Source organism: Chryseobacterium sp. YR221 (genome assembly GCF_900176315.1).
Classification (GTDB): domain Bacteria; phylum Bacteroidota; class Bacteroidia; order Flavobacteriales; family Weeksellaceae; genus Chryseobacterium; species Chryseobacterium rhizosphaerae.
Map to the genome: position 1 here is coordinate 178,138 of NZ_FWXM01000008.1, position 25,776 is coordinate 203,913.

Below are 25,776 nucleotides of genomic sequence, written 5' to 3' on the forward strand. Positions count from 1 at the left end.
TTTATGTTGAATTTTTCAGACTTTAAAATTCCTTATTCACCTTCTTTTTTGTCCGGCTTAGCCTTTTTTACATTTCAAAATCTGGACTCCTCCTCTACTTTTGGCTCAGAAAAAAAACAATACTCGTTATGAATACTGAAAAGAAAAAAAGAAATCCCATTGCTATCATCTTTTTGGCTATACTGGGAATCTTCGGAGGGCTTCAGCTATTGAGCCAACCTCTGGAAGGAAAACCTGTCACCGGGAAAATTGAAGCCCCCCGTGAGGTCATTGCTATCCTTGAAAACTCATGTTTTAACTGCCACTCCAACCAGCAGAACTTAAGCTGGTATGATAAGCTTGCCCCGGTTTCCTGGGCTGTCAATAAAGATATAAAAAGAGCCCGAGAGGTTCTTAATTTTTCGGAATGGGAAAAGCTGTCTCCTGCGGAGCATCAGGGGAAAATGTATGCTATTCTGAACATGATGCAAAGTGGGAAAATGCCACTTCATGAATATACCCTCTTACATCCCTCTTCTAAAATTTCTCAAAAAGATATTGAAACAATCAAAAAATATACACTCTCATTATCTGGTACCGGTACTCTAACCAAGGATAAAAATACAGGTCAGGAAATCAAAGAAGCTCGCCAACCTATTCCATCAAAAAATCCTGTTTCCCCCAATGGCATTCAGTATAATGATGATTTTAAAAACTGGAAGGTGATCAGCATGAGTACACTCTTCGACCATTCTATCCGCGTTATCTATGGCAATCCTACTGCTGTCAAAGCCATTGAGACCGAAAATTTTCATCCCTGGCCGGACGGAAGCATCGTAGTAAAATCGGTATGGAAACAGCAGGAACTTCCGGACGGAGAAATCAGAGCCGGAAAGTTTATCAATGCTCAGTTTATGGTAAAAGATGCTAAGAAATACAAAGACACTGAAGGTTGGGGCTTTGCAAAGTTTTCAGGAGCTGACCTTCATCCTACCGGAAAATCAGCATCATTTGCTAAAGAATCATGTATTGCCTGCCACAGACAACTTGCAGAAAAAACAGGATACCTATTTGATGTTCCTATGAAAATCAACACCCAAAGATTAATTCAAAATTTACAGAAAAAATGAAAAATACACTCGCAATTCTCCTGACAGGTTTTATTTTACTTATCTCCTGCAACAAAGAAAACAAGGATAACGGACTTGTAAGAGTAGTTTTTGATCCGGGTCACCTGAAATTCATCTCAACTTCTTTGAATCCAAAAAAAGAAACCATGTCCGCTTTATATGGAAACCCAAAAGCTTTAGAATCATTATCAAAAGAAAATAGCCAACCGGAACCAGGTACTGTTATAAAATTGGTAACGTGGCGTTATCATGAAAATCCTCAATACACGGGAGGAACAATCACCGGGGAGCTGGTAAGTATTGAGACTCTCCAATCTGATGAAAAAGGAAGCGTTTCTTATGAAATGAAAAACGCAGAGTCTAACCATCTCTCAGTCAATAAAGAAGAGAGAATACAATATCTGATGAGCTATAATCCGGTAAGCAGACCCTGATTAAACTGGATTTTGGTTTATTTCCTGTGAATAGCGAATTGGCTTAGCCCAATCAATGATGAATGAATAATTAACAGGCTGAGCAAATTCACTATTCGTTCTTTATTATTCACTGTTTTACCAATAAAAAACATTAATTTAACCTTTTCAAATTCGCGGTTCATGCAACAGCAAAAAATAAAAATTTCGCAGGCGGTCATCTGGGTAAGTTCTATTTTTCTTGGAATTTTATCTTCGGTTCCCCAGCTTGCCTCTCATGAATTTAACTGGAAGGAAGCCATTGTCAATTCGGCGATAACCGCTGCATTCTCCATTACCATGTGGTATATCAATATTTATATGCTGAACCGGTCAGCAGGAAAGCGCAGACAGCATATTTCCTACCCAAGGCTGCTTGTCATATTAGCTTTTGGAATGGTGATTATGTTTGTGCTGGCATGGATTCAGCAGTTGATCTTATCTCATATCAATTTTGGACCGGTTATGCTGATGGTGGAGGTAAGAGGTATTTTAATCAATTTGGTCTGCTATATGTTTCTGACCTTACTTCAGAACAATTATACCGGTCAGCAGATACAGCTGGAGCTTGAAAAAGTGAAAAGTGATCATCTTGGAGCCCAATATGAACTTTTAAAACAACAGATCAATCCTCATTTTCTTTTCAACAGCCTGAATACTTTAAAATTAATGGCAGAAACTCATGATGTGGAGACTGTAGATTTTATTGTAAAGCTCTCAGACTTTTACCGTTTCACTCTTGAAAGCAGAAAATTAGACCTCATCAGTGTTCAGGAAGAAATGAAAATAGTAGATGCCTATCTTTTCCTTCAAAAAGCACGTTTTGGTGACGGCATTACATTTACTAATCTGCTTGAAAAAGAAACCGGGCAAACACTTATTCCCCCCTTTACGCTTCAGCTTTTGGTAGAAAACTGTATTAAGCATAATATCGTTTCCCAAAGCAAACCTTTACATATTAAGATCTATAACACCAAAGATCTGATGATTATTGAAAACCCCATTCAGCGTAAAATGGCAGTAGAAGATTCTTTGGGCGTTGGACTGGACAATATTAAAATGCGTTATAAGCATCTTTTAGAAAAGGACATCATTATTTATTCAGACGAAAAAACTTTTCAGATAAAACTACCACTGATCCATGAATATCATCATCATTGAAGACGAATTTAGGGCAGCAAAGGCCCTTCAGAGCTTAATTTTAGATTTACAGCCCGATTCCCGTATCCTGGGAGTTTATGACAGTATTGAAGCAAGCATTGAAGCTTTATCAATGGATATAAAGCCTGATCTTATCTTTATGGATATCCAACTTTCTGACGGACTTTCATTTGAAATTTTCAAAGCTGTAGAAATCACGTGTCCAGTGGTTTTCTGTACTGCTTTTGATCAGTATATGCTGGATGCTTTTAAAAGTAAAGGAGTGGATTATGTACTCAAGCCTTTTTCCCGGGAAGATATCTCGGAAGCTCTCAAAAAAGTAGAGGAATTAAAAAAATTCTTTCAAAAGAATGAATTACCCGATCTGGAGTCTCTTTTACAAAAAATCAGTCAGCCTGAAGGCAAAAGCAGTTTTCTTGTTTTCAAAAACCAAAAGTACACTAGTGTTCTCACTGAGAATATAGCTTATTTTTATATCCACAACGAAATTACCCATCTGGTCACCTTTTCCAGGGAACAGTTTCAGCTCACCCAACCTCTTGGGCAGGTTGCCGAACAGGTTTCCGGTAAACAGTTTTTCAGAGTCAACAGGCAATATCTGGTTAATTTTAAGGCTATCAAAGAAATGGAGCATTATTTCCAACGGAAAATCCTTGTTACCCTCGTTGTCGATACTCCTGAAAAACTCCTTATCAATAAAGAAAAAACGCACAGCTTTTTTACCTGGATGGAAGATCGGTAATACCGGACTGTACATATGAATCTATTACGACCTAAAGGCATGTCATAAAAGAAAGGCAATTAACTGATTACTATCCGGTTAATTGCCTTTTTTATAATCTTTCATGTTTAGAAAAGGTTCCTCTTCATTCTTTTAGTTTCCTTTTAAAATTTCTACAACTTCTTTTTCCGGTTTCAACCCTTCATTTGTCCGGTTAACTTATTTTCTCATTCTTTTAGGTTCTAAGACGGTCTACTTTTGAATCAAATTAAAAGATATGATACTAAAAAATTTAATCACAACAGGGGTTTTCACCTCATTACTGTTTGCTGCTTTTGCCTTTGTTCAGGTAGATCAGACATCAGAAAACGAGCTACATTCAGCTTCCGAAGATCATGGTTTTGCCGTATTGGAGCTATTCACATCAGAAGGCTGTTCCAGCTGCCCTCCCGCTGATGATCTGATGGGACAGATCGAAAAGAAATATAAAAATGAGCCTGTTTATATCCTTTCTTACCATGTTGACTATTGGAATCGCCTGGGTTGGAAAGACAGATTCAGTACTCCTGAAAACTCACAAAGACAACAGCAATACAGCCGTATATTAGGTTCTCAGGTATACACACCACAGTTAATCGTCAACGGAAAAACTGAGTTTGTAGGTTCCGACCATAATGCTGTGGAAAGCGCCATCCAAAAAGCACTGTTTATTTCTAAAAATACAAAAGTAGAACTCTCAGCCAGGGCCTCTCAAAACGAAATTAACGTACAGTACAAGACCAATTCAACAGATCCTAAACATACACTGGTAATAAATCTTGTTGAAAAACAATCTTCCACTCAGGTTGCTCAAGGAGAAAACGAAGGACGGCATCTGCAACACTGGCAAATTGTTCATAAACAGAATAAGATTCAGGGAAATACAATACAAGACGGAGCCTCAACTTTTCTGCTTCCAGAGCATTTTTCTCCTGATAATTGGGAAATCATTGCCTTTATTCAAAATACAAAAACCGGAGAAATCCTGGGATCTGCAAAAACGGATTTAAAATAAGTTTTTCAACAGCATCCATCTCAATTCTTACAACTAACATTCCCACAAACTTTTTCGCTTCTTAGCAATTCATTAAAATTCAATAACAATTAAAAAAACGATCACAATGAAAACAAAAACAACAAAAATCATCTATTGGTCCGGTGCAATCTTTATGTCTCTATGGTTCGGAGCAAGCGGTTTCTTTGAACTCACAAAAAATCCTGTTGTCTGGGATATTACCCAACAGCTTGGCTATCCTTCTCATTTCATTTATATATTAGGGGTCTTTAAAATCTCAGGTGTTCTCGTTCTTCTTCTTCCTAACAGACTGTTGAGATTAAAAGAATGGGTATTTGCCGGAATGTTTTTCGATATCATCTTTGCTTTTTTTTCAAAGATTGTGGTTCTTGGTTTTCCCGCTGCAGTAGATGCTATGATCGCTTTCTCAGTACTTTCAGTAACGTATCTCATGTTCAGAAAGCTATACTCTTCCGAACTGATCTTTGAAGAAGCCTGATAATCAGAAATATCATAGAAAAGCGTATGTTCATTTTTTGAAAAGCCACGATTTTCTTTTCTGCAAACGAATCCTCAACCTACTAAGAGGATTCGTTTTATGTTAGGGATCAGCTGATGTTTAGTTTGGGCTAAATGATACATTGACAATAATAAAGCGGACTAAAGCCCGCTTTATTATTGTTTACTCTTCAACATCTCTTAATTCATAAAACTTTCCGGGAACCACTCAAAAGCACCAGCTTTTTTCTTTGTGAATCCAAGGCCTGGCCATGGCAAGTGGCAGGCAAAAGCTCTGGTTTTGGTATCTGCCAACTGCAGAAGAAGCTTTTTTCTTGAAGCGGCAGCTATATCCAGGTCTGTATCTCCGGAAAAACCCCATTCAGGATGAGGGAAAAGAATGACATCGGAATGAATAAGATCTGCGATGTATAATAATTTTTCATTGCCTGATGATACTGTGGTAACCGTTAAGCCTGGTGTATGCCCCGGAGCTAACTGAAAACTGAAATAATCATACAGCGTATTGTTCAAATCATAAAACTTCAGTTTGGCTTTAATTGTTTTCAAAATATTCTGGAGCGCCGGGACAATCTGATTGAGCAATTCAGGTTTAGCTTTCAGGGCACTGTTATTAAAATCTTTGAGGGAAGCCTGCATCCAGAAATCATATTCAATTTTTGAAATAAAGATATTTGCATTAGGATAAACAAAGTTGTTCTGTTTATCTATAACTCCTCCAATATGATCAGGGTGTGCATGAGAAATAAAAACATCCGTAATATCTTTCGCAGAGAAGCCTGCTTTTTGAAGACTTTTCAGTAGAAATCCCGTTCTTTCATCAGCAAAAATTCCCATTCCGGAATCGAAAAGAATGAGTCTATTCTTTGTTTTTACAAGCAGCGTATTCATCGCCATATCAATATAATCTTCTGATCTGAAATTATCTTTAAGAATGGCTTTCACTTCTGAAACATTCCCTCGTGGGGCAAATGAATTCACATCTGTCTCATGGATGTATCCATCCGTGAGAACAAAAAGCTCTAATTCTCCCAGTTTCATTTTTTTAAACCCTGAAAGATCTTCTTCTATTTTATCGGAAGTTATTTTCGTTTCTGCCAATATACTGGAAAAAGGAACCAAACTCAGTGTTCCTGCCAGTAAACCATTCTTTAACAGTTCTCTTCTATTCATAATCTAAATATGTGATATTGTGGTGGTGTGAATTTATTATATTTGAAAAAACTGAGCTCCCGGTAGTATCCAGGAACCCAGTTTACAGTATAGTCTTTAGTTGTTTACTAATTTCATAGAACCTTCAGTATATCTTTCGCCCACATTGGGATATTTCTTCAGGATCGCATCAATGGTATCCAAATCCGATTGTGAAAGATCTATGTTTATGGCAGCGATATTTTCTTCCAGGTATTTGATTCGTTTAGTCCCCGGGATTGGGATAATATCTTCACCCTGACTGAGTACCCAGGCTAATGCCAGCTGGGTTCCCTTCACTCCTTTAGAAGCTGCAAAATCATTGATTTCTTTTGCCAGTTTGGTATTGTTTTCTATGTTTTCCTGCTGGTAACGCGGTAAAGTCTTTCTAAAGTCATCCTCTCCAAAGTTCTGTACTTCACTGATATTGGCAAAAAGTCCTCTTGCTAATGGAGAATAAGGAACCAAACTAATTCCAAGCTCTCTGATCGTTGGCAGAATTTCTTTTTCAACATCTTTTGTAAGGATAGAATATTCTGACTGCAAAGCAGCTATCGGGTGAATTTTATTCGCTTTTCTGATAGATTCTGCTGAAGCTTCAGAAAGTCCGATATACTTCACCTTTCCTGCTTTTACCAGTTCTGCCATGGCTCCTACTGTTTCCTCTACGGGGATATTGGGGTCCACTCTATGAGCATAATAAAGATCAATGGTATCTATCTTTAACCTTTGAAGGCTTAAATCTACGGCCTGTCTGATCCATTCCGGTGAACCATCAAAATAGGTACCCGGAGCCCCACTATGGCTGGCTTTATCCCCTTTGAATCTGAATCCGAATTTTGTGGCAATAAAAATTTTATCTCTGTTGGGAACCAAAACTTTAGAGATCAGTTTTTCGTTTTCTCCATTAGCATACATGTCTGCTGTATCCCAAAAATTAACTCCCAAGTCTAATGCTCTGTGCAAAGTATTGATACTCTCCTGCTCATCTGTAGGGCCATAAGCAAAGCTCATCCCCATACAACCCAAACCAATAGCAGATAACTGCTCTCCTGTATTTCCTAATTTTCTAAATTTCATGATGGTATGATTTAAATTTTATAAGACAAAATTAGAACATAGAAACAGCATCTGTGATATATAATTCAAACTAAGAATTATAAAATTCAAACAGGATTCATTCTTAAGGTATTCGGAGTAAGTCCGGTTTGTTTTTTAAAATAATTGGTAAAATAGGCTGGTTCTTCAAAGCCCAGTCCATAAGCGATTTCTGCAATATTCCAGTCTGTATGCTTCAATAAAGCATGGGCTTCCTGCACAACTCTTGCTGTAATCTGCTGGCTGGTTGTTTTTCCGGTAATCTCTTTTACAGAACGGTTCAGTGAATTCACATGAATGGAAAGACTCCGGGCATAATCATTGGGGGTTTTCAATTTCAGATATGCCCCAGGACTGTCAATTGGAAACTGTCTTTCCAGAAGCTCCATAAATAAGGAGGCTACTCTTTGTGAAGCATTCTGATAAGGTTCAAAACTTTCTGCAGGATTCATTTTCATTGTTTCATGGATCATCAGATAAAGATAAGCTCTAAGCATATCGTATTTATGAACATAATCCGACTGAATCTCTACCATCATTTTTCTATACAGATCAGAGAGTATCTTTTGATGCTCTTCTTCCACAAAGAAAACCGGAGTTCCTCCAATTTTGAAAAGAGGAGAATCCTGAAGATTTCCCAGACGGTTACCATTTTGCAAAAATTCTTCTGTAAAGAGGCAGAACCATCCTTTCTGATTCTCATCCTGTGATTCCCAGGAATAGGGAACAATAGGATTCGAAAATAATAATGCCGGGCGGTCTATCTCAATCCATTTATCTGCGTAGTGAAGTCTTCCTTTTCCTATAATCAATGAGATTTTATAATAATCTCTTCTGCTGTAGGGAGTCAATACCGCACAATATTCCCGTGAGGCTACATTGAAATGTCCCATACCACGAGGCCCCACCTGCTGCGGCCCCAGATTGGAAGAGTTTCTTTCATAAAACCCCTCTAATGATTCTTTGGATTCCATATATCAAAATTATAAAATTCAAACCAATATATCTACAAAAACAATCTATATTCATAAAATAAAAATGGCTGGCATTGCTGCCAGCCATTTAAAGTGAATATATATAATTGATAATGGTCTAATCCCAGTCATCATCATGTCCGTGCCCGTTTCCATGACCATGTTTATTTTGTTTTTTGTAATATTTCTCCTGATTTTTATAATACTTCTCCTGTTGTTTACGGTATTTTTTCACATCATTTTTACGTCCATATACCATCACAGGATTTTGTCCTCTATAATATTTCTTTTTAAACACAATATACTTTTCTCTTCCGAGTATTCTCTCCAGTTCCGAGTATCTTTCCCCTCGCCATCTTCCGGGCTCTACTACATATACTTTATTCCATGAATTATAATCACGATATCGGTCATTTAAAGCATAAACCTGATTGGCTTGTGTGGTGGAAAGTAACAGATCTGCCACGACAGTCTGCCAATTAATATCACTAATACTTCTTCTATAATCATTATAATAATCGGACTGAGCATAACTCATGCTGAAGGTCCCGATTAAAAATGCTGTTAACAAAAATTTTTTCATTTTATTATCCCCTTTTAAATTAAACATAATGACAAAGTCAATTAAAGTGCCAATTATTAACTCTAATTCCTAATGTTTGTTAATAAAAATCATAAATCACTGATTATCTTTTACATATTTTACCTATCATTATAATTCGATCATCAAAAAAAATGTAATTTTCTTTGGTTTATTTTTCTTAAACAGAGATTATGGGTAAATACCGGAGGCTGCAGATTGGAGTTTAGAGTTTAGAGTTTAGAGTTTAGAGTTTAGAGTTTAGCAAAAAAACTTTATACTTTATACTTTATACTTTATACTTTATACTTTATACTTTATACTTTATACTTTATACTTTATACTTTATACTTACTTATAAAATTCGTTAAGATTCCCAAAATATGTTATTTCATATCATTTAAATTTGTAATTTTAAGAGAGAATGTTTTTTATCGTCCTCTTAAAGCCATTATCAACTAAATCTCAGTAATTATGGAAAATATAAAATTTGAAGTATCTCCTTATCAGGATGAATTGCAGCTCCTCATTGATGAAGAAAAAGTGGGTTATATGTCCATAGAGATCGACGGAAGGTTACTGATCGTATATTATACCAAGCTTGATGAAGCACGCGAAGGCCAAGGATATGCCAAGCTGTTATTGGATGAATTGGTACGGTATGCGGAAGAAAAAGATTTACTGGTAGACCCGGAATGTGATTTTGTACGTCAGCAATTTGAGAATCATCCTGCAAGGTATAAAGATATCTGGCATGCATAATCAGTCTTCCCACCACACGCTAAACTGGTGATCTGATTGATTCAGATCAACGACCTCTCCAATTCTTGGAGTAAGGATAGATAAGTTTTTTTCTTTTCCAAGACTTGTTATTTTCTGTAAGGGTTCGTTCCAGGGATGAAGAGCCAGTGCAAATTTAGCAGCATGTACCGGAATAATATGTTTTGCTTTCACATCAATACTTGCCTGAATTACGTCTTCAGGTAAAGTGTGAATATATCTCCATGCTTCACCATATTGTCCATTTTCAAGAATGGCGTAGTCGAAAGGTCCATATTTCTCTCCTATCATTTTAAAGTGAGAGTCATACCCACTGTCACCTCCTAAGAATATCTTTTTCGTTGGGGTTATCAGCACATAAGATGCCCAGAGTGTATCATTCTGTTTTATTCTTCTCCCGGAAAAGTGTCTTGCCGGAGTGAAGATGATTCTAGCATTATTTTTTAGTTTAATCTCAGTCCCCCATTCTTCTTCAATAAGTTTATTTTCCGGATACCCCCATCTTTCCAAATGTGCTCCTACGCCAAGTGGTACAATAGCCATACCTGTTCTGTCTTTAATAGATTTAACAGTAGGATAATCCAGGTGATCAAAATGATCATGGGTAATAATCAGATAATCCAGCTCGGGAATATCTTCCGGCTTAAAAACATCGGCTCCTTTAAAGGCTTTATTGAAGTATTTAAAGGGAGATCCATACAAGCTGAGCACCGGATCAATTAAAAAAGAAATTCCATCAACCTGCAGATAATAGGAAGAATGTCCCAGCCAGACCATTACATCCTGATTTTTATCAATGCTTTTTAAATCTGTATGAATGGAAGGAATATCTTTCAGAGGCTTTAGTAAAGGATCTTTCTTACCCAGAAAAAAGTCATAAGTAACTTTTGACATTTTGTAGCCCTCAGCAATTGATGGGGTATGGCTGATATTCTGAAATTGTTTTTCTCTGTAAAGTTTTGATTTTTTGATACGCTCCAGCCGTTTTCCTTTGGGTACAGCACCAAAGGCTTTCCCATTGATCACTACATAAAAAACAGCAAGCAATACAGCTATCGCTATAATAATCCAATACATCATCTGTTAAAATAAAGATCAAATGTATTGACTTTTCATTTTAAATAAAAATATAAGTAATAAAGCTCTATTTTTTTAACTAAATTTATAAAGTCAATACAAAAATTTATCATTCATTTAAGTGATGATTAATTTAAATCTTTCTATTTTAGCAGCTTAAAAAACTCAAAGACATTGAAAAATTATTCGGCAATATTGCTTTTAGTTCTATTATCGTCATGCTCTTCTATCAGAAAACATAACGAACAAAGAGCTTCATGCATTCCTCCGGAACAGCTTAAAGAAGATGTAGACTATGCTTATTCAAAGCTTCAGCAGATGCACCCTCAGTTATACTGGTATATCCCTAAACAGGAACTGGACTATAAATTTGACAGCCTTAAGCAAACTATTACCGAACCTCTTACTCCCCTTCAGTTTTATTTTAAATTCCAACCTGTCATTGCAAGTATACGTGAAGGGCATCTTTCTTTAAGAATTCCCAGAAAGAAATTTACAAAGCAGGAAATCAAAAAGCTAGAACATACAAAAGGGTTGTTCAGCCGTTTTGAATATTATATACATGATGATCATATGTATATCGTTCAAAATAGAGATGCTATCGAAGATATCAAACCGGGAACGGAAATTGTAAAGATTGACAATATTGCAGTTTCAGACTATATCAAAAAATACAGAAGTCTGATCAGCAGTGACGGATACAATACCACCTTTCATTCTTATTTTCTAAAGGATCTGTTTTTTAACTTTTATACCGCAGAAAACGGTCTTTCTAATACAGCCACTATCGAAACACTTTATAAAGGTGAAAAACACACGTATACATTAACCAGGGAATCCAAATCAGAAACTGATCTTGATAAGGATAAGGAAATGAAAAAGAGGACTCAGGAAAAGAAGGTCAATGATTATGTAGCTGCCAGCAATTCTTACAACAGGAGTTTTAAATTCCTGGATAAAGACAGCAGTATTGCTTACTTACAGGTAAAAAGTTTTTCCCGGGATTATTCTGATAAATTTTACAAGGAAACTTTTGCTAAAATAAAAAATGCCAAGTCTCCTTATCTTATCATTGATGTCCGCAACAACTATGGAGGTTCTCTTCACGAGATCAATAATCTGTATTCTTATTTGACCGACAAGCCTTTTACGCTAATAAAGCCGTCTCAGGTGACTTCGAAAACAACTCCTTTAAGAACCAATTATTTCAGGAAAAGTACTCCTTTAGAATATGCTTTCAAAAGTATCGCCTATCCCAGTTACTTTTTTGCCCAGGCTTTCAGTACTTATAAAAAGGATGGAAAGACCTTCTATAAAATGAAGGTAGACAAACCTACCAAACCTAATAAAGAAGCTTTCAACGGAAAAGTTTTTGTACTGATCAACGGAGGAAGTTTTTCGGCCTCCTCTATCATTACAGCAAAACTTAAAAGTGATAAGAGGGCAACCCTGATTGGGGAAGAAACAGGAGGTGCCAACGATGGAACGGTGGCAGGATTTTATTCTTACCAGCAACTTCCCAATAGCCAAATAAAGTTTCCCATAGGATTACTTCTTGTACAGCCGAATATCGACTTCCAGGACAGTAAGAAAGGAGTAACCCCCGATATTGTCATTAAAGAAAGCATGCAGGATATTATTGATAAAAAAGATCCGCAGCTAGACTGGATAAAGAATGAAATAAATCTGGAAAAAGAAAAATCTTCCCAGTAAAAATGACTTCGGCGGGCTTTCAGCCCGCCGAAGTCATTTTATTTCTTTAATTCATTTAAAAGACCTTCAATACGTTGGATGTGCCTTCCATAATAACGGTGAAACCACAGTCTTCCAGATAAAAACAATACAAATAACCCTATAATGACCGAGCCTATCAATATAACGGCAATTTTTGTCTCGCTTAAAGGTTTAGGCCAGGGGATAAACTCCAGGACGATAAGTATTTCGCACACCAGAAAAGGAGCAAAACTGATATAATAAGAAAGGTAATACTGTTTATTTAAATTAAACTGGGTAACCAGATCTTTCAGGGCATCATAGGTCTTCAGTTCTGTATTGCTTATCTCATTGTATAGTTTAAAAAATTTACTAAAAAAGAAAACCGTGACAATAAGCATAGAAGCAATTAATACGGTAATATACAACTGAAGCTTAAAAGGTCGGCATACCGAGCAAACCATAAAGGCAAAAATAAAAATCCCAATTATCCACCAAAACTCCTGACGCATATTTTTACGCATTTTTTCAAGTGGAAGATTAATTTTATTTCTTTGCTCAATGCTTATCTCCGGGGTTTCCTCTGTAATATCATCATTCCAGGTATTTTTCAATTCGTCTATATTCATTGGTTTGTTGATTTAATGATTATTTAAATTTAATTTGAGCCTAAAATATCTTTAAGTTTATTTTTTGCCCTGTTCATTTTCACCCTTACATTTCCTTCAGAAATACCCATCTGTTCAGCGATTTCTTTTCCTGAAAAATCTTCCAGATAATAAAAAATAAAAGCTTTATCAATAGGATTCAGCTGATGAATCGCTTTATACATTTTAGCTAATCTTTCCTCTTTATGATAGTCATACTCCTCCTGAGCTATGATATAATTAGAAAAGTCGTTATTAGTAATAAAACTTCTTCTTTTCTCAGATTTAAGGAAAATAATAGCGGTGTTTAAAGCAATCCTGTAGAGCCAGGTTGAAAATTCACTATGCCCGCGAAAGCTGGGATATGCTTTCCAGAGCTGGTATGTAATTTCCTGAAAAAGATCATCCCGGTCTTCTTTTTCAGACATATACATCTTAGAAATCTTAAAAATGATTCCTTTATGTTTTGTTATCTTATTCAAAAACTCTTGCTCTAGTGGGGCCATAGCTTGTTAGTCTACAGAGTTAGTTTCGGTTTAAAAAAAATGTTACAGAAATTTAGAAAAAAATAAAAAAACCTGACAGAAATTCTGTCAGGTGCCTCATTGTGTGTGTTTTTTAATCTTACTCAATAGCTATTTGTTCCAATAGTATCTTGTCCGAAATAATAATTTTCACAGTTAGTAGAAAAAAAACGAAAATGTTACATTTTTTTTCTGAAAATCTACCATAAAAACCTTAATACATTGATTTATAACACTTACCATTTATTGATTTCGGAGAGAAAAAACGTTAATTGAGCCGGTCTAAAGCTTTTTGCAGGGTATTCACATTAATAAAATCAAGTTTTGCACCTATAATGATAAAGACAAAAAGAACAAATGTCAAAAACAAAATAATGAATATATAGACTGATACAAACCAAATTACTGTATTCAGAATGTTTCCTTTAATTCCAAACTTATTCATAAAAAATCTCTGAGAACGTTCAAACCACGATTTTTTCTTCTTTACCGCTATGGGAACGCTATCTATTCCGTTAAGCTCATCGATCAGCTGTATAACATCTTCTATATATCTTCCATACATATAATAGATCCAGTATTTGATAATAAAAAAGACCAGTAAAAGGGTAATGAGAAAACTGATCCCGAAAATAGCCAGGTTATACTCCATATCAAAATGGAAATTAACTTTAATCAGAGATAAAAGGAAGGCCAGCGGGATATAGGAGATATAGTATGAAATATAAATTTCCTTTGATATTAAAAGCTGAGCTTTTAAATTAAAAAGATCATAATTGGTATTGATACTGTTTTTTTGTAATAATTTGTAAAGTATAAGAAAACGGGAGTAAAAATAAACAATAAAAGCAACCGTCAAAACAGTGACGAAAGTGGATATCGTTTTAATATTAGAATCAGGAGAAGCAAAAGGAAAACTGGTCAATAGCATGGGCAATGTAATAACCATCAGCCAAAATTCAGTTTTCATATTGATTTTCAACATTTGCAACGGAGAATGGATCTCACGCTGTTTTTCCAAAGAAATTTCAGGCGGTTCCTGCCTGTTATCTTTACTCCAAAGATCTTTAAAATTGTCTAGCTCCATGTTATTACGGTTTAATTTGAACCAGATTGCTGTTTACCAATAATCTCTTTTAATTTCGCTTTTGCTCTTTTAAGTTTTACTCTTGCATTCACTTCAGTAATTCCTAATTGAAGGGCTATTTCTTTTCCGGGAAAATCTTCCAAAAAGAAAAAGATCAAAGCTTTATCAATTGGACTCAGCTGATGAATCGCTTCATACATCATCTTCATATTCTGGTCATCTGTATCATTATAAGGCTCCTGCTGAGCCCCTAATCCATCCACATTTTGGTTCCTGATAAAACTACGCTTTTTTTCACTTCTCAGAAATACAATAGCCGTATTAAGCGCAGTTCTATACAGCCATGTAGAGAAATCACTCCTTCTCTGGAAATCTCCATATGATTTCCACGCCTGGTAAATGATCTCCTGATAAAGATCATTCTGGTCGTCCCAGTTATCCATATACATTTTAGAGATCTTGAAAATAACACCTTTATGTTTTTCAATTTTCTCTAAAAATTCTTTTTCCAGTGAAGACATGATTTACAAACTAATCCTTAAAGTAACATTTCAACAAAAATGCAACTTTCATATAACACAAAAACTAAAATTCCAGCCTTTAAGTTAAAAAATCCTTAAAAAATAAAGAAGTTTATTAAGGATTTTTATTTTATGTTAAATCAGGATCAGAATTTCATCTAGAAAATATAATCTGTGCTTAAAAAGTTAGAATCATGATCTCTAACAATAGTATTGAGTAATTCTTTGTTGGATTCCGTAAGTTTTGCTGCTACCAGGGATCTTATGGAGAATGAACGAAGGGCATCAAAAACAGAAAGTGTACCTTCGGCACTGTCTTTTCTTCCGGTAAAAGGAAAAACATCGGGTCCACGCTGTGCCTGACAATTGATGTTAACACGGCTTACAAGATTCACAAATGGATCAATCAGTCTGGAAACTTCCTGTGGATCTTCACTGAAAATGCTCACCTGCATTCCATGAGAAGCATTCACCTGATATTCTATAGGTTCTTCAATCTCTTCAAACGGTACTACAGGAATTATAGGTCCAAATTGTTCTTCATGATAGAGTTTCATCTCATTGTTCACAGGATAAACCACCGCCGGGAATACAAAAGATTCTTCGGTATAGCCTCCCTGTGTATTTAAAACTGATGCTCCTTTTGCCAATGCATCATCAATACATTCTTTTAAATAAGGAGGTTTATTCACTTCAGGAAGTGGAGTTACCTTTACATCTTTTTCCCAGGGAAGTCCCGGCTTTAGAGCAGAAACAGCCTCACTTAGCTTGGCCGTAAACTCTGCTGCAATTTCTTTCTGAACAAATATCAGTTTTAATGCAGTACAACGTTGTCCGTTAAAGGAAAGTGCCCCCAGAATACATTCACTCACGGCCACATCAAGGTTAGCATGTTTAGTAACAATAGCGGCGTTTTTAGCATCCAGGCTTAGAATAGCCCGTAACCGGTTAACTTTCGGATGTAATTTCTTCAATCCATTCGCTACTTTACTGGAACCAATGAAAGCCAGTACATTCACCTTTCCGCTTTCCATAATCGGAGTGATGATTTCCGAACCCTTTCCATACAGCGTGTTCACGGTTCCTTTTGGGAAAGCTTCTTTAAATGCATTCAACAGAGGATAATGAGCCAGTACTCCATGTTTCGGTAACTTAAATAAGATTGTATTTCCCATGATCAGGGCAGGAATCAGTGTAGTAAAAATCTCATTCAAAGGATAATTGAACGGCCCCATACTCAAAACAACACCCAATGGTGCTCTTCTGATCTGTGCGATCGTTCCTTCAGCCTGCTGAAAACGGGAAGACTCCCTGTCAAGATCTTTTAATGCATCAATCGTCTGGTTGATATAATCTACGGTACGGTCAAATTCTTTGGTAGAATCAGCCAAGGTTTTCCCAATCTCCCACATGAGTAATTTAATGACCAGATCACGCTGCTGAATCATCAGGTATACGAATTTCTGCATACATTTTATTCTTCCTTCCACAGACATGGTAGGCCACTCTCCTAATCCGTTATTATATGCTTTTACACAGGCATCAAGAACTTCCATTGCTTCTGCCGGTCCTATATTCGGAATACTTCCCAGCAGCTTCCTTTCCAATCCGTTTTCTGTGGGAATACAAACCGGCGAATAAATATTCTGCATTTCCCCTTTCCATTCTACCAGTTCTCCATTAAGCAGATATTCCTTCTGATGGATCTCGGGAACTTTATATTCTTCGGGAATTTCATTTTCACTTTTAAAAATATCCGGAAATGACGATGTGCTGTTCGAGTTCATATTTTCTAAAATTTTAATAATTTGAATGTAATTTTTGAAGAATAAAGGTAGATGTAAAAAACGATTTTAGAATCTATGGTTTAATAGATTTGTTCTATTTGCAAGCTGTTTGAATGAAAATTAACCCAGCCAACTGAAAAAAACAATATTTTTGTTAAAAATAAATTTTCAATGTTTTCAAAAATAGTTTTCAGTACGTTGTTCTTTTTCTCAGCAATTGGTTTTGCTCAAAAATCTAAAGCCATCAATACTGTTTTGTTAAAAGGAACGCCAGTTCGTACTTACTCCAAGTTACCGGATGTACACAAACCGGCACCCAAATTCACCCTTACGGATGTTAATATGAATGACCAGAGCTTGGATGCTTATAAAGGGAGGTATGTGATCCTGAATATTTTTCCAAGTGTGGACACGGGAGTTTGCTCAGCATCTGTTCATCATTTCAATGAGGAAGCAGGAAATCTTCCCAATACGGTAGTTCTTTGTATTTCCAAAGACTTACCTTTTGCTCAAAAAAGATTCTGCGGAGCTGAAGGGATCAACAATGTGGTGATGCTTTCGGATTTCCGTTCAGATTTTGGATGGAATTATGGGGTAGAAATGATAGAATCTTCTATGAAAGGACTTCTCAGCAGGGCTGTTGTAGTGATTGATCCTTCAGGAAATATTATTTATGAAGAGCAGGTCCCGGATATTTCTCAGGAACCTAATTATGAAGCAGCTATTGCAGCTGTAAAAAATTAATTTTTACTTTAAAATATTAAAAAATCTCCGGCAATCTTCGATCGCCGGAGATTTTGATTATATCAGTTATCACAACGATAAAACAACAGCTATTACAATTATTGGGGCTCTCATTATTCTTCATTATGTAAGGAGACGAAGTACCGATCTTCTGCACTATGACTTTTGGGTGCAATAGCTAAAATCTGAAGTACTTCTGTTCCTGTGTTTGTAATTTGATGCACCTTATAAGGTTTTATAGAAAAAGCATCTCCTTTTTTAACACTTTGGACGAATCGATCCATCATTTTCCCATCCTCAAATTGAGCCGTTATAATTTCAGCTTCACCTTCCAGAATATAATATATCTCGATTTTTTCTTTATGATAATGACCTGGTAGTGTTTGATCTTTATGTAATTCTATAATAAAAAAAGAATTATCATCGTCACCTGTAAGGAAAACTACTTTTTGATTCATCATTTGGTCTTCAAGACTGTTTTCCAACAATTGCTTAGCATTTACAATCTCCAGCATCTTATATATGACTAAAGTTTTGCATTTCACCATTGCCGAATGACCAGTTTTCTTTTGAATTTTCCAGCAAAGTAATGATTATGTTTTGCGGATTTATCTTGGTAGATCCCGAAATTTTTAAAACTATATTTTTATACAGTTTTTCTTTTTGCTCCTTGCTTCTACCAATAGCTGCAATAATTTGAAGAAACAGAATTCCCTGGTCGTGTTTCACTCCCAAATATTGGTTTGGAAAAAACAGCTGAAAAGGCTTCATTCTCTCAACGATGTGAAAATAATCATCAGTTGGAATATTAAAATCTTCGATTAATGCTGAATGAATGGCCTGAGAAATTTGGTTACATTCTTCCTCAGTATAGTTTTCGGATAAAGTAATTCTTACTAAAGGCATTGTATTTATTATTTTGTTACAATACAAAAATCAGAAAGAATAATTACTTATTATCTTGATGTATGTCAAGACTTTTAATTCTCGATAAAGTTTCGGGACGAATTTTAAGATAAGAAGCTATAAGATGTTGAGGAAAATACTGTTCCAGACGAGTTCTTTCATGTATTAATGCTAAATAACGTTCTCTGGCTTTTAATTTAATTAATGAAGTTTCTTTAAAACATTTATTAATAAATAATTCGTCTGCAATTTCTTTAAATATCAAACTCCATTCCTGATGTTGTATCAATTCATTGTATGTTTTTTTTTCAATTACATAAATCTCTGTATCCGAATAGGCTTTTATAAAAGCAGGTGATGGAATCCCAGTTAAAAAACTTCTGTATGATGTTATAATAGATTGCTCATTATATAATTCATTGACAAGCATATTGGCTTCCGAATCTTCAAAATAAGAATATAGAGTACCCTTTTTCACAATGCCTACATAATTACAAATCTCATTTTCTTTAACAAAATAATCATTGCGTTTTAAAGCAATTGTATGGCTAATGTTTATTATTTTTTCTAAAGTTTCAGCTGAAAGCATAGTATTATAAATCTAGGATACAATTTATTTAAAAATTTATTTGTTTCATAGTAAAATCAAAAGTTTAAATATTATTTCAAAGCTTACTGTTATTTCTTTATTTTCTTTTTAGTGCTAATTACAATTACTCCATTTTTAGCTTTCTCACCATATAAAGCAGTTGCTTCATCGCCTTTTACAATTTTCATGTCTTTAATTGAGTTTTGATCAAGGGATGAAAATGATTTATAATCAATTATTTTCCCGTCTACAACATATACCGGTTCAATATCTTTCCGATTAATTACTTTCCCTCCTCCAAGTCTCATCCGTCCACGGGCTATACTGTCTTTTCGCACTTCCGGCATTACCACATCTTTTAATTCTGCTATTTCTACAGTATCATTCTTTATATGTTGCTGTGCACTGACAGAAACAAATCCTCCCGTTGTCAAAATAAAACCAACCGCAAATTTTGCAAAAAGTGAATTGACAAAAGAATATTGTAATTCCCTGTTAAGCTGTGATTCATTAAAATTACCACAAATATTTTCGGAAGGACCGGAAAAAGCATTCATAATTTCTTCATCAGAAGAACTTCTAAAATCTCTGACTGTTTTAGAACAAACGGAACAAAATCTTCCTTTCTCCTCAGGGGGCATATTTCCCCAGTTTTCATGACATGGTTTGGGTATGGTAATTTTCATAGGATCTTTTCTTATACAGATGCTCTGAGGATAGAAAAGGTTGGAAAAGAATAGTAACTATATCTTTCATGCTCAAATGCAGTACATTTTTTATACCCCAAACCTCGTTTTCTAAGAAAGAAATTCTCCTCTTCCGGAGAGGTAGATTCGAATGAAAGGAGAAGACGGGGTAAAACAACCCAACAAAGATCAAAGAAGTTACTATTCTTCAAATGCGTTCTTCCAACAAAAAAGGTTAAACATTCATTTTTATTATTGGTAAATTGCGAATACAGAAGTGATTAAAATGGGATTTGAATATAAATTAAAAACAAAGCTTACAGAGAAACAGACTGCAGAAATTCAGGATTTGTTGGAAAGCTCTGATCTTTTTGAGAAAAAATATGAATATGCCAATCAGCTGTTCCGGGATTTCAGACATGCAGAAAACACTGGTCAACTACCCAATATCAGTATTATTCTTGAAAATGATGGCATTTATATTTGCCAGTATGGTTCTTCTTATGTGTGGACAGATCTTGATGCGTTGAAAATCTATATGGAGAAAGAACAAATTGCATATGAAATCATAGACTATCAGGATTAAAAATACAGTGACATATACATGAAAATTGAATAAAAAAACCTGCCTCACAGCAGGTTTCTGTTTTTTTAAAACATCATCATTAGGAACCAGTCGTTAGATGAAAATATCGTGGATCCGGATATTGAAATTCAAAATCCAGTTCTGAAATTAATTTTGAGGGGGATATTGTTCTACCCTGAGTAGTACGGTCACCCGAATACGGCAGATCTTTCTGTGCATTGATAATCTCTTCTTTGTTAGGATGCACAGGCGCCACTACATTATAAACTTTGGATTGGGATTGATTCTTCAGCATTTTTTCAACCACTGAACAAATATCTGCATAATGAATATGGTTGACCAACAGATCCAGATTGGATATATTATAATTCTTAAGCAGCCTCTGGTCTCCCATTAATCCCGCCAGTCTCAAAATATTAACCTCAGGAAATCTGCTTTTTATGATACTCTCGCTTGGAACCTCATCTGCTGGACGGTCTTCTTCTGTAAATTCTTTTTCAGCATTCGGATAAACTCCCGTAGAGCTCATCAGGTAGACCTGGCCTTTATAGTCCCCAAGAAATGCCAGTAAATTCTGAGCTCTCTCATGCAACGGAATTTCAGCACCCCTTATCCCCGAAAACGGAACCGTGATGATTACCGCATCCAGCTGTGGTGCCATAACCCATTCCTGCATTGTTTCGGATATATCATCGTCCGGAAAGCTGACCTGTGTCACATGGTATCCTTTAGCAGATAAATCTTCTATTTTAGACTCTGAGGTGGTCGTTGCAAAAATCTCATATTGCCCGGATAATTTCTCTGCAATATGACTGCCTAGCCAACCACAACCTATAATTCCTATTTTTTTCATTTTTTAATGTATTAGTCTGTTTGTTAAAAACAAATGACAGCCTATGAATCCATCAATATCTCTCCATCTTTCAGAACAAGATATTTCTGTCCTACGTCCTTGGAAGTTTTTTGTAAATCCTCCTGGTCAAATAGCTCAGGAATATAAAATTTCTCATGGGCAAATAATCCGTAATGTATAGGAACCAGCTTTCTGGCATGTAACAGATGTGCCGCGGCAAAAGCTTCTTTCAGATTGAGTGAAGCAGGTACCGGGCTGTATTCCAATCCTATCATTTCAAAATTCACCACAACCCCATTGGCCGGCAAAAATGCATAGTCTATATTCTTATTTTCCTGTCCCAATTTCCAGAACTGATTATGCCAGATCGTATCTCCACCATGAAAAATCTTCGTATGCAGATCTTCTACAATCCATGAGCTCTGGATCTCTCCTACTCCATCCATTGCAAATACGGGCTTAAAGGTAATATTGTTTTCTGTGAAGGTTTCATTCAGATCCAGAACGATCATCCCAATATCATCCATCACCTTTCTGACAACAGGCTCCAACCCTGAATATACAATCAGTTTACCCTCCTTTTTCAGACATTTTTTCACAACACTTTTATCAAAATGATCCAGATGCATATGGGTAAATAGGATATAATCCGCCTCTACCTCATCTGTAAACCTGATCACTTCGTCTACAGCCTCCCCTAACACAGGTTTGTAATAAGAAAAGTCTTCCACTGCATCAATTAAAATTGTTTTATCCTCAGATATCAGTTTTATTCCTGCCCAGTTTAATTTTTGTATTTCCATATTCTTTTTTCAACAAAGGAAAAGACTTATGGAAGGTCAAACAATAAACAAAAGTTAATTAATTCTCTTCCTGATCCGGCTCAGAGAAATCGGAGTAATCCCGATATAAGACGCCAGATATTTCAGGGGAATATGCTGAATGTAATGAGGTTTACTTTTTAATAAGTATTCATAGAGATCCTGTGGAGTATTTTTCAGCAAAAGCATTTCCCTTTTCATGGCTGCATTCAGCTTCCTGCTCAGGTAGTAATTCTGAACAAAACGACACTCAGGGTTAACAGCAAACATTTCTTTCACCTCTTCCAAAGTGATTTCCCAGGCAAGCCCTCTATCTAAAGATTCATAGACAACACCAGATCCTTTTTCTTCCACAGTGAAAATATCACCAGCAAAAAAGAATTCTGCGGATATTTCAGTATCGATATCCGATGTTGTATTGATATAAAATTTCCGGACCAGCCCCGCTTCTACAAGAAAGGCTTTATTGTCCGGAAATCTGTTTTTTTTTGAAAATTCAACCCTGGCAAATTTTTCCCAAACAGGATCATCATCCTCTACATTAAGGTGTGAAAACAGTTTTTTATTAATAGTTGCCAATGGTATGTATATTATTTATAATAAGTTTTCATCTACAAGATTAGGAAGCGTCACTTTCAGGTTCGGCTCTATTTCCATTGCTCTTTTAATGGCAAACATAGCGCCTTCATTTCTTGCCCAGCTTCTTCTTGAGATTCCGTTGTTAACGTCCCAAAACAGCATAGATTTCAATCTTCTGTCTGCATCGTCACTTCCATCCAACAACATTCCGAAACCTCCGTTGATCACTTCTCCCCAGCCTACACCACCTCCATTGTGAATAGAAACCCAGGTAGCACCACGGAAACTGTCACCAATAACATTATGAATCGCCATATCCGCTGTAAATCTGGAACCATCATAAATATTGGAAGTTTCTCTGTAAGGAGAATCTGTTCCTGATACATCATGATGATCTCTTCCCAATACTACCGGTCCGATCTCTCCATTTTTAATCGCTTTATTGAAAGCCTCAGCAATTTTCATTCTTCCTTCTGCATCTGCGTACAGGATTCTTGCCTGGGAACCTACTACTAATCTGTTTTCCTGAGCTCCCTTGATCCACTGGATATTATCTTTCATCTGCTGCTGAATTTCTTCAGGAGAGTTTTTGATCATTTCTTCCAATACTGTACAGGCAATAGTATCTGTTTTCTGCAGATCTTCCGGTTTTCCGCTGGTACATACCCAACGGAACGGCCCGAAACCATAGTCAAAACACATAGGCCCCATAATATCCTGAACATAACTAGGATATTTAAACTCTCTTCCCAATGTTGGATTTTCAGCCATTACATCTGCTCCTGCCCTGGAAGCTTCCAGTAAGAAGGCATTTCCGTAATCAAAGAAATAAGTACCTTTCTTTGTATGTTTATTGATAGCTGCAGCATGTCTCTTTAAAGTTTCCTGTACTTTCTCTTTGAATAGCTCAGGATCTTCAGCCATCATTCTGTTCGATTCCTCAAAACTTTGTCCTACCGGATAATATCCTCCAGCCCACGGATTGTGAAGTGAAGTCTGGTCTGAACCGATATCAATTCTTAAATCTGCTTCATCAAATTTTTCCCAGACATCAACGATATTTCCAAGATAGGCTAAAGAAACAGCTTCTTTATTCTGCTGAGCTTCTCTTACTCTTTGTACCAGTTCATCCAGATTTTCATGAATTTCATTCACCCATTTCTGGTCGTGGCGTATTTTTGTAATCTTTGGATTCACTTCCGCACATACGGTAACGCATCCTGCAATATTTCCTGCCTTTGGCTGAGCACCGCTCATACCTCCTAAACCTGAAGTTACAAAAAGTCCTCCCTGAGGTTCTTTATTTATTTTTCTGAAAGCATTTAAAGCTGTAATTGTTGTCCCATGAACAATTCCCTGTGGACCAATATACATATAGCTTCCTGCTGTCATCTGGCCGTACTGAGTTACCCCCAGTGCATTAAATTTCTCCCAGTCATCCGGCTTTGAGTAGTTCGGAATCATCATTCCGTTGGTCACGACCACTCTTGGAGCATCTTTATGGGATGGGAACAATCCCATCGGGTGTCCTGAATACATCACTAAGGTCTGCTCATCCGTCATTTCAGACAAATATTTTATGGTCAGAAGATATTGTGCCCAGTTTGAAAAAACAGCACCATTTCCACCATAAGTGATCAGTTCATGTGGATGCTGAGCTACCGCATAATCCAGGTTATTCTGAATCATCAGCATGATTGCTTTTGCCTGCTCAGATTTTCCAGGATAATCACTAATCGGCCTCGCCTTCATTTCATAATCCGGACGGAAACGATACATATAGATTCTTCCATAGTCTTCCAGTTCCTGCTTAAATTCAGGAATTAATGCTGCATGAAATTTGGGATCGAAATAACGTAAAGCATTCTTCAATGCTAGTTTTTTTTCTTCTTCCCCTAGAATTTCTTTACGCTTCGGAGCATGGTTAATATTTGTTTCGTATGGTTTTGGCTGTGGCAGCTGATTAGGTATACCTTGTTGTATTTGTTCTTGAAATGTCATATTGCTATTTAAAGTTCTATGTTTAAACAATGTTTGAAGTTTTAAAGATATTCAAATTATAAAATATCTGCAACAAAACAGGGGAAAAGCTGAATAGGGGTAAAGTAAAAGCGTGAAAGACTGGATTTGTTACATCTATTATCTCTTGTATGCTTTTTGACCACCCCGTCTTCTCCTTTCAGTCGAAGCCACCCCTCCAAAGGAGGGGAATTTCTTTCTCAGAAAACAAAGTGTTGAGTATAAAAATAAAAAATCTTACTGAAATTAAGACGACAAGCTATATCTGCTACACATATTGAAATAAACACTCAGATTCCCCTCCTCTGGAGGGGTGGATTTCAAAATTTACAGAATTTTGGAAGACGGGGTGATTCCGTAATTCAGAATAATAAATTCTTCGAGCTCTCTCATTACTATACTAAGGTTATTTCTGATATCAAAATCATCTACCCTAAAAACCAACAGTCCTAAAGACTCTAAATATTCCTGTCTGATTCCGTCATAAACTTCTTTCTCATCATGACTTGAACCGTCAATTTCAATGACCAATCCTAATGCTTTCACATAGAAATCAACAATATAGTTCCCAATAATTCTTTGTCTGTCAAAATCAATATTGTGAAATACTCTCGCATGAACTTTTTTCCAAAAAAGTACTTCTCCAAGAATGCCTGCTTTCCGTTTTTCTTTCAGTAAGACTATTAAATGAGGATTAAAGGGTAAATTTTCAACGAAATTCCTCTGAATCGGAATGTTCCGTATGTGTGTTAAAATTTGTTCCATTATTGTGTTTTTTCTTTTGACCACCCCGTCTTCTCCTTTCAGTCGAAGCCACCCCTCCAATGGAGGGGAATTTCTTTCTTAGAAAATGAAGTATTGAGTATAAAAATAAAAAATCTTACAGGAATTAAGACAACAAGTTATATCTGCTACACATATTGAAATAAACACTCAGATTCCCCTCCTCCGGAGGGGTGGATTTCAAAATTTACAGAATTTTGGAAGACGGGGTGGTT

The 25,776-nt window shown here is 36.1% G+C and carries 29 protein-coding genes; 10 read left to right on the top strand and 19 right to left on the bottom strand.

The window, feature by feature from the left end; translation table 11 throughout:
• The first annotated feature begins 128 nt into the window (after window positions 1-128).
• The 6 genes from B8967_RS20895 (at window position 129) to B8967_RS20920 (ending at window position 4,996) form a co-directional block, all read left to right on the top strand.
• Window positions 129-1,109, top strand: a complete 981-nt coding sequence (locus B8967_RS20895; protein ID WP_084087716.1) for a heme-binding domain-containing protein — start codon at window positions 129-131, stop codon at window positions 1,107-1,109.
• Window positions 1,106-1,543 carry a cytochrome P460 family protein gene (locus B8967_RS20900; RefSeq protein WP_084087718.1) on the top strand — a complete coding sequence of 146 codons (438 nt, stop codon included), beginning with the start codon at window positions 1,106-1,108 and terminating at the stop codon, window positions 1,541-1,543. The genes B8967_RS20895 and B8967_RS20900 overlap by 4 nt, the downstream gene beginning before the upstream one ends.
• Window positions 1,544-1,705: 162 nt before the next feature.
• Entirely contained in the window at window positions 1,706-2,722 is a 1,017-nt protein-coding gene (locus B8967_RS20905) for a sensor histidine kinase (RefSeq protein WP_084087720.1), read from the top strand.
• Entirely contained in the window at window positions 2,703-3,464 is a 762-nt protein-coding gene (locus tag B8967_RS20910) for a LytR/AlgR family response regulator transcription factor (protein WP_084087721.1), read from the top strand. The genes B8967_RS20905 and B8967_RS20910 overlap by 20 nt, the downstream gene beginning before the upstream one ends.
• Before the next feature lie 256 nt (window positions 3,465-3,720).
• Window positions 3,721-4,497: a DUF1223 domain-containing protein gene (locus B8967_RS20915; protein ID WP_084087723.1), complete on the top strand. Its 777-nt coding sequence runs from the start codon at window positions 3,721-3,723 to the stop codon at window positions 4,495-4,497.
• Window positions 4,498-4,603: 106 nt separating this feature from the next.
• Window positions 4,604-4,996 carry a DoxX family protein gene (locus B8967_RS20920; RefSeq protein WP_084087725.1) on the top strand — a complete coding sequence of 131 codons (393 nt, stop codon included), beginning with the start codon at window positions 4,604-4,606 and terminating at the stop codon, window positions 4,994-4,996.
• 200 nt (window positions 4,997-5,196) lie between these two features.
• Here B8967_RS20920 and B8967_RS20925 read toward each other — a convergent pair whose 3' ends face one another.
• From B8967_RS20925 to B8967_RS20940, 4 genes are all read right to left on the bottom strand, one after another.
• Window positions 5,197-6,189 (bottom strand): MBL fold metallo-hydrolase, encoded by a 993-nt coding sequence (locus B8967_RS20925; protein ID WP_084087727.1) that lies wholly within the window; start codon window positions 6,187-6,189, stop codon window positions 5,197-5,199.
• A 96-nt stretch (window positions 6,190-6,285) separates the two neighbouring features.
• Window positions 6,286-7,287, bottom strand: a complete 1,002-nt coding sequence (locus tag B8967_RS20930) for an aldo/keto reductase (protein ID WP_084087729.1) — start codon at window positions 7,285-7,287, stop codon at window positions 6,286-6,288.
• Window positions 7,288-7,373: 86 nt separating this feature from the next.
• Window positions 7,374-8,279, bottom strand: a complete 906-nt coding sequence (locus tag B8967_RS20935; RefSeq protein ID WP_047486102.1) for a helix-turn-helix domain-containing protein — start codon at window positions 8,277-8,279, stop codon at window positions 7,374-7,376.
• 118 nt (window positions 8,280-8,397) lie between these two features.
• Complete coding sequence (locus B8967_RS20940; protein WP_084087762.1) at window positions 8,398-8,862, bottom strand: hypothetical protein; 465 nt, start codon at window positions 8,860-8,862, stop codon at window positions 8,398-8,400.
• Between the two features lie 471 nt (window positions 8,863-9,333).
• Here B8967_RS20940 and B8967_RS20950 point away from each other — a divergent pair, with 471 nt between their 5' ends.
• A complete protein-coding gene (locus B8967_RS20950; RefSeq protein ID WP_047486103.1) occupies window positions 9,334-9,621 on the top strand; it encodes a GNAT family N-acetyltransferase in 288 nt (95 codons plus the stop codon).
• Here B8967_RS20950 and B8967_RS20955 read toward each other — a convergent pair whose 3' ends face one another.
• The gene (locus B8967_RS20955; RefSeq protein WP_084087731.1) at window positions 9,622-10,719 is read right to left on the bottom strand and encodes an MBL fold metallo-hydrolase; all 1,098 of its coding nucleotides are present in this window, start codon (window positions 10,717-10,719) and stop codon (window positions 9,622-9,624) included.
• Window positions 10,720-10,890: 171 nt separating this feature from the next.
• Between B8967_RS20955 and B8967_RS20960 the strand changes: the two genes are divergently transcribed.
• Entirely contained in the window at window positions 10,891-12,429 is a 1,539-nt protein-coding gene (locus B8967_RS20960; protein ID WP_084087733.1) for a S41 family peptidase, read from the top strand.
• A 38-nt stretch (window positions 12,430-12,467) separates the two neighbouring features.
• Here B8967_RS20960 and B8967_RS20965 read toward each other — a convergent pair whose 3' ends face one another.
• The 5 genes from B8967_RS20965 to B8967_RS20985 form a co-directional block, all read right to left on the bottom strand.
• On the bottom strand, window positions 12,468-13,058 hold the full coding sequence (locus B8967_RS20965; protein WP_047486108.1) for a hypothetical protein: 591 nt from the start codon (window positions 13,056-13,058) through the stop codon (window positions 12,468-12,470).
• 29 nt (window positions 13,059-13,087) lie between these two features.
• Window positions 13,088-13,582, bottom strand: a complete 495-nt coding sequence (locus B8967_RS20970; protein WP_047486109.1) for an RNA polymerase sigma factor — start codon at window positions 13,580-13,582, stop codon at window positions 13,088-13,090.
• 286 nt (window positions 13,583-13,868) lie between these two features.
• Window positions 13,869-14,687 (bottom strand): hypothetical protein, encoded by an 819-nt coding sequence (locus tag B8967_RS20975; RefSeq protein ID WP_084087735.1) that lies wholly within the window; start codon window positions 14,685-14,687, stop codon window positions 13,869-13,871.
• Between the two features lie 11 nt (window positions 14,688-14,698).
• Window positions 14,699-15,208 (bottom strand): RNA polymerase sigma factor, encoded by a 510-nt coding sequence (locus tag B8967_RS20980; protein ID WP_084087737.1) that lies wholly within the window; start codon window positions 15,206-15,208, stop codon window positions 14,699-14,701.
• Between the two features lie 158 nt (window positions 15,209-15,366).
• Entirely contained in the window at window positions 15,367-16,995 is a 1,629-nt protein-coding gene (locus B8967_RS20985; RefSeq protein WP_084087738.1) for an NADP-dependent glyceraldehyde-3-phosphate dehydrogenase, read from the bottom strand.
• Between the two features lie 243 nt (window positions 16,996-17,238).
• Between B8967_RS20985 and tpx the strand changes: the two genes are divergently transcribed.
• The gene (tpx, locus tag B8967_RS20990) at window positions 17,239-17,739 is read left to right on the top strand and encodes a thiol peroxidase (protein ID WP_373866358.1); all 501 of its coding nucleotides are present in this window, start codon (window positions 17,239-17,241) and stop codon (window positions 17,737-17,739) included.
• Window positions 17,740-17,852: 113 nt separating this feature from the next.
• Here the strand turns inward: tpx and B8967_RS20995 are convergent, their stop codons facing one another.
• From B8967_RS20995 to B8967_RS21010, 4 genes are all read right to left on the bottom strand, one after another.
• Window positions 17,853-18,254: a cupin domain-containing protein gene (locus B8967_RS20995; protein WP_179140100.1), complete on the bottom strand. Its 402-nt coding sequence runs from the start codon at window positions 18,252-18,254 to the stop codon at window positions 17,853-17,855.
• Window position 18,255: 1 nt separating this feature from the next.
• Complete coding sequence (locus B8967_RS21000; protein ID WP_084087744.1) at window positions 18,256-18,645, bottom strand: tautomerase family protein; 390 nt, start codon at window positions 18,643-18,645, stop codon at window positions 18,256-18,258.
• A 43-nt stretch (window positions 18,646-18,688) separates the two neighbouring features.
• On the bottom strand, window positions 18,689-19,234 hold the full coding sequence (locus tag B8967_RS21005; RefSeq protein ID WP_084087746.1) for a Crp/Fnr family transcriptional regulator: 546 nt from the start codon (window positions 19,232-19,234) through the stop codon (window positions 18,689-18,691).
• 89 nt (window positions 19,235-19,323) lie between these two features.
• Complete coding sequence (locus tag B8967_RS21010) at window positions 19,324-19,920, bottom strand: hypothetical protein (protein ID WP_047486124.1); 597 nt, start codon at window positions 19,918-19,920, stop codon at window positions 19,324-19,326.
• A 286-nt stretch (window positions 19,921-20,206) separates the two neighbouring features.
• Between B8967_RS21010 and B8967_RS21015 the strand changes: the two genes are divergently transcribed.
• Entirely contained in the window at window positions 20,207-20,506 is a 300-nt protein-coding gene (locus B8967_RS21015; RefSeq protein ID WP_084087748.1) for a hypothetical protein, read from the top strand.
• Window positions 20,507-20,585: 79 nt separating this feature from the next.
• Here B8967_RS21015 and B8967_RS21020 read toward each other — a convergent pair whose 3' ends face one another.
• From B8967_RS21020 to B8967_RS21040, 5 genes are all read right to left on the bottom strand, one after another.
• The gene (locus B8967_RS21020) at window positions 20,586-21,359 is read right to left on the bottom strand and encodes an NAD-binding protein (protein ID WP_084087750.1); all 774 of its coding nucleotides are present in this window, start codon (window positions 21,357-21,359) and stop codon (window positions 20,586-20,588) included.
• Window positions 21,360-21,400: 41 nt separating this feature from the next.
• Window positions 21,401-22,162: an MBL fold metallo-hydrolase gene (locus B8967_RS21025; protein ID WP_084087752.1), complete on the bottom strand. Its 762-nt coding sequence runs from the start codon at window positions 22,160-22,162 to the stop codon at window positions 21,401-21,403.
• A gap of 54 nt (window positions 22,163-22,216) precedes the next feature.
• Entirely contained in the window at window positions 22,217-22,759 is a 543-nt protein-coding gene (locus B8967_RS21030; protein ID WP_047486130.1) for a Crp/Fnr family transcriptional regulator, read from the bottom strand.
• 15 nt (window positions 22,760-22,774) lie between these two features.
• Window positions 22,775-24,760: a urocanate hydratase gene (locus tag B8967_RS21035; protein WP_047486132.1), complete on the bottom strand. Its 1,986-nt coding sequence runs from the start codon at window positions 24,758-24,760 to the stop codon at window positions 22,775-22,777.
• A gap of 345 nt (window positions 24,761-25,105) precedes the next feature.
• Window positions 25,106-25,543 (bottom strand): endonuclease domain-containing protein, encoded by a 438-nt coding sequence (locus tag B8967_RS21040; RefSeq protein WP_084087764.1) that lies wholly within the window; start codon window positions 25,541-25,543, stop codon window positions 25,106-25,108.
• Window positions 25,544-25,776: the final 233 nt, after the last annotated feature.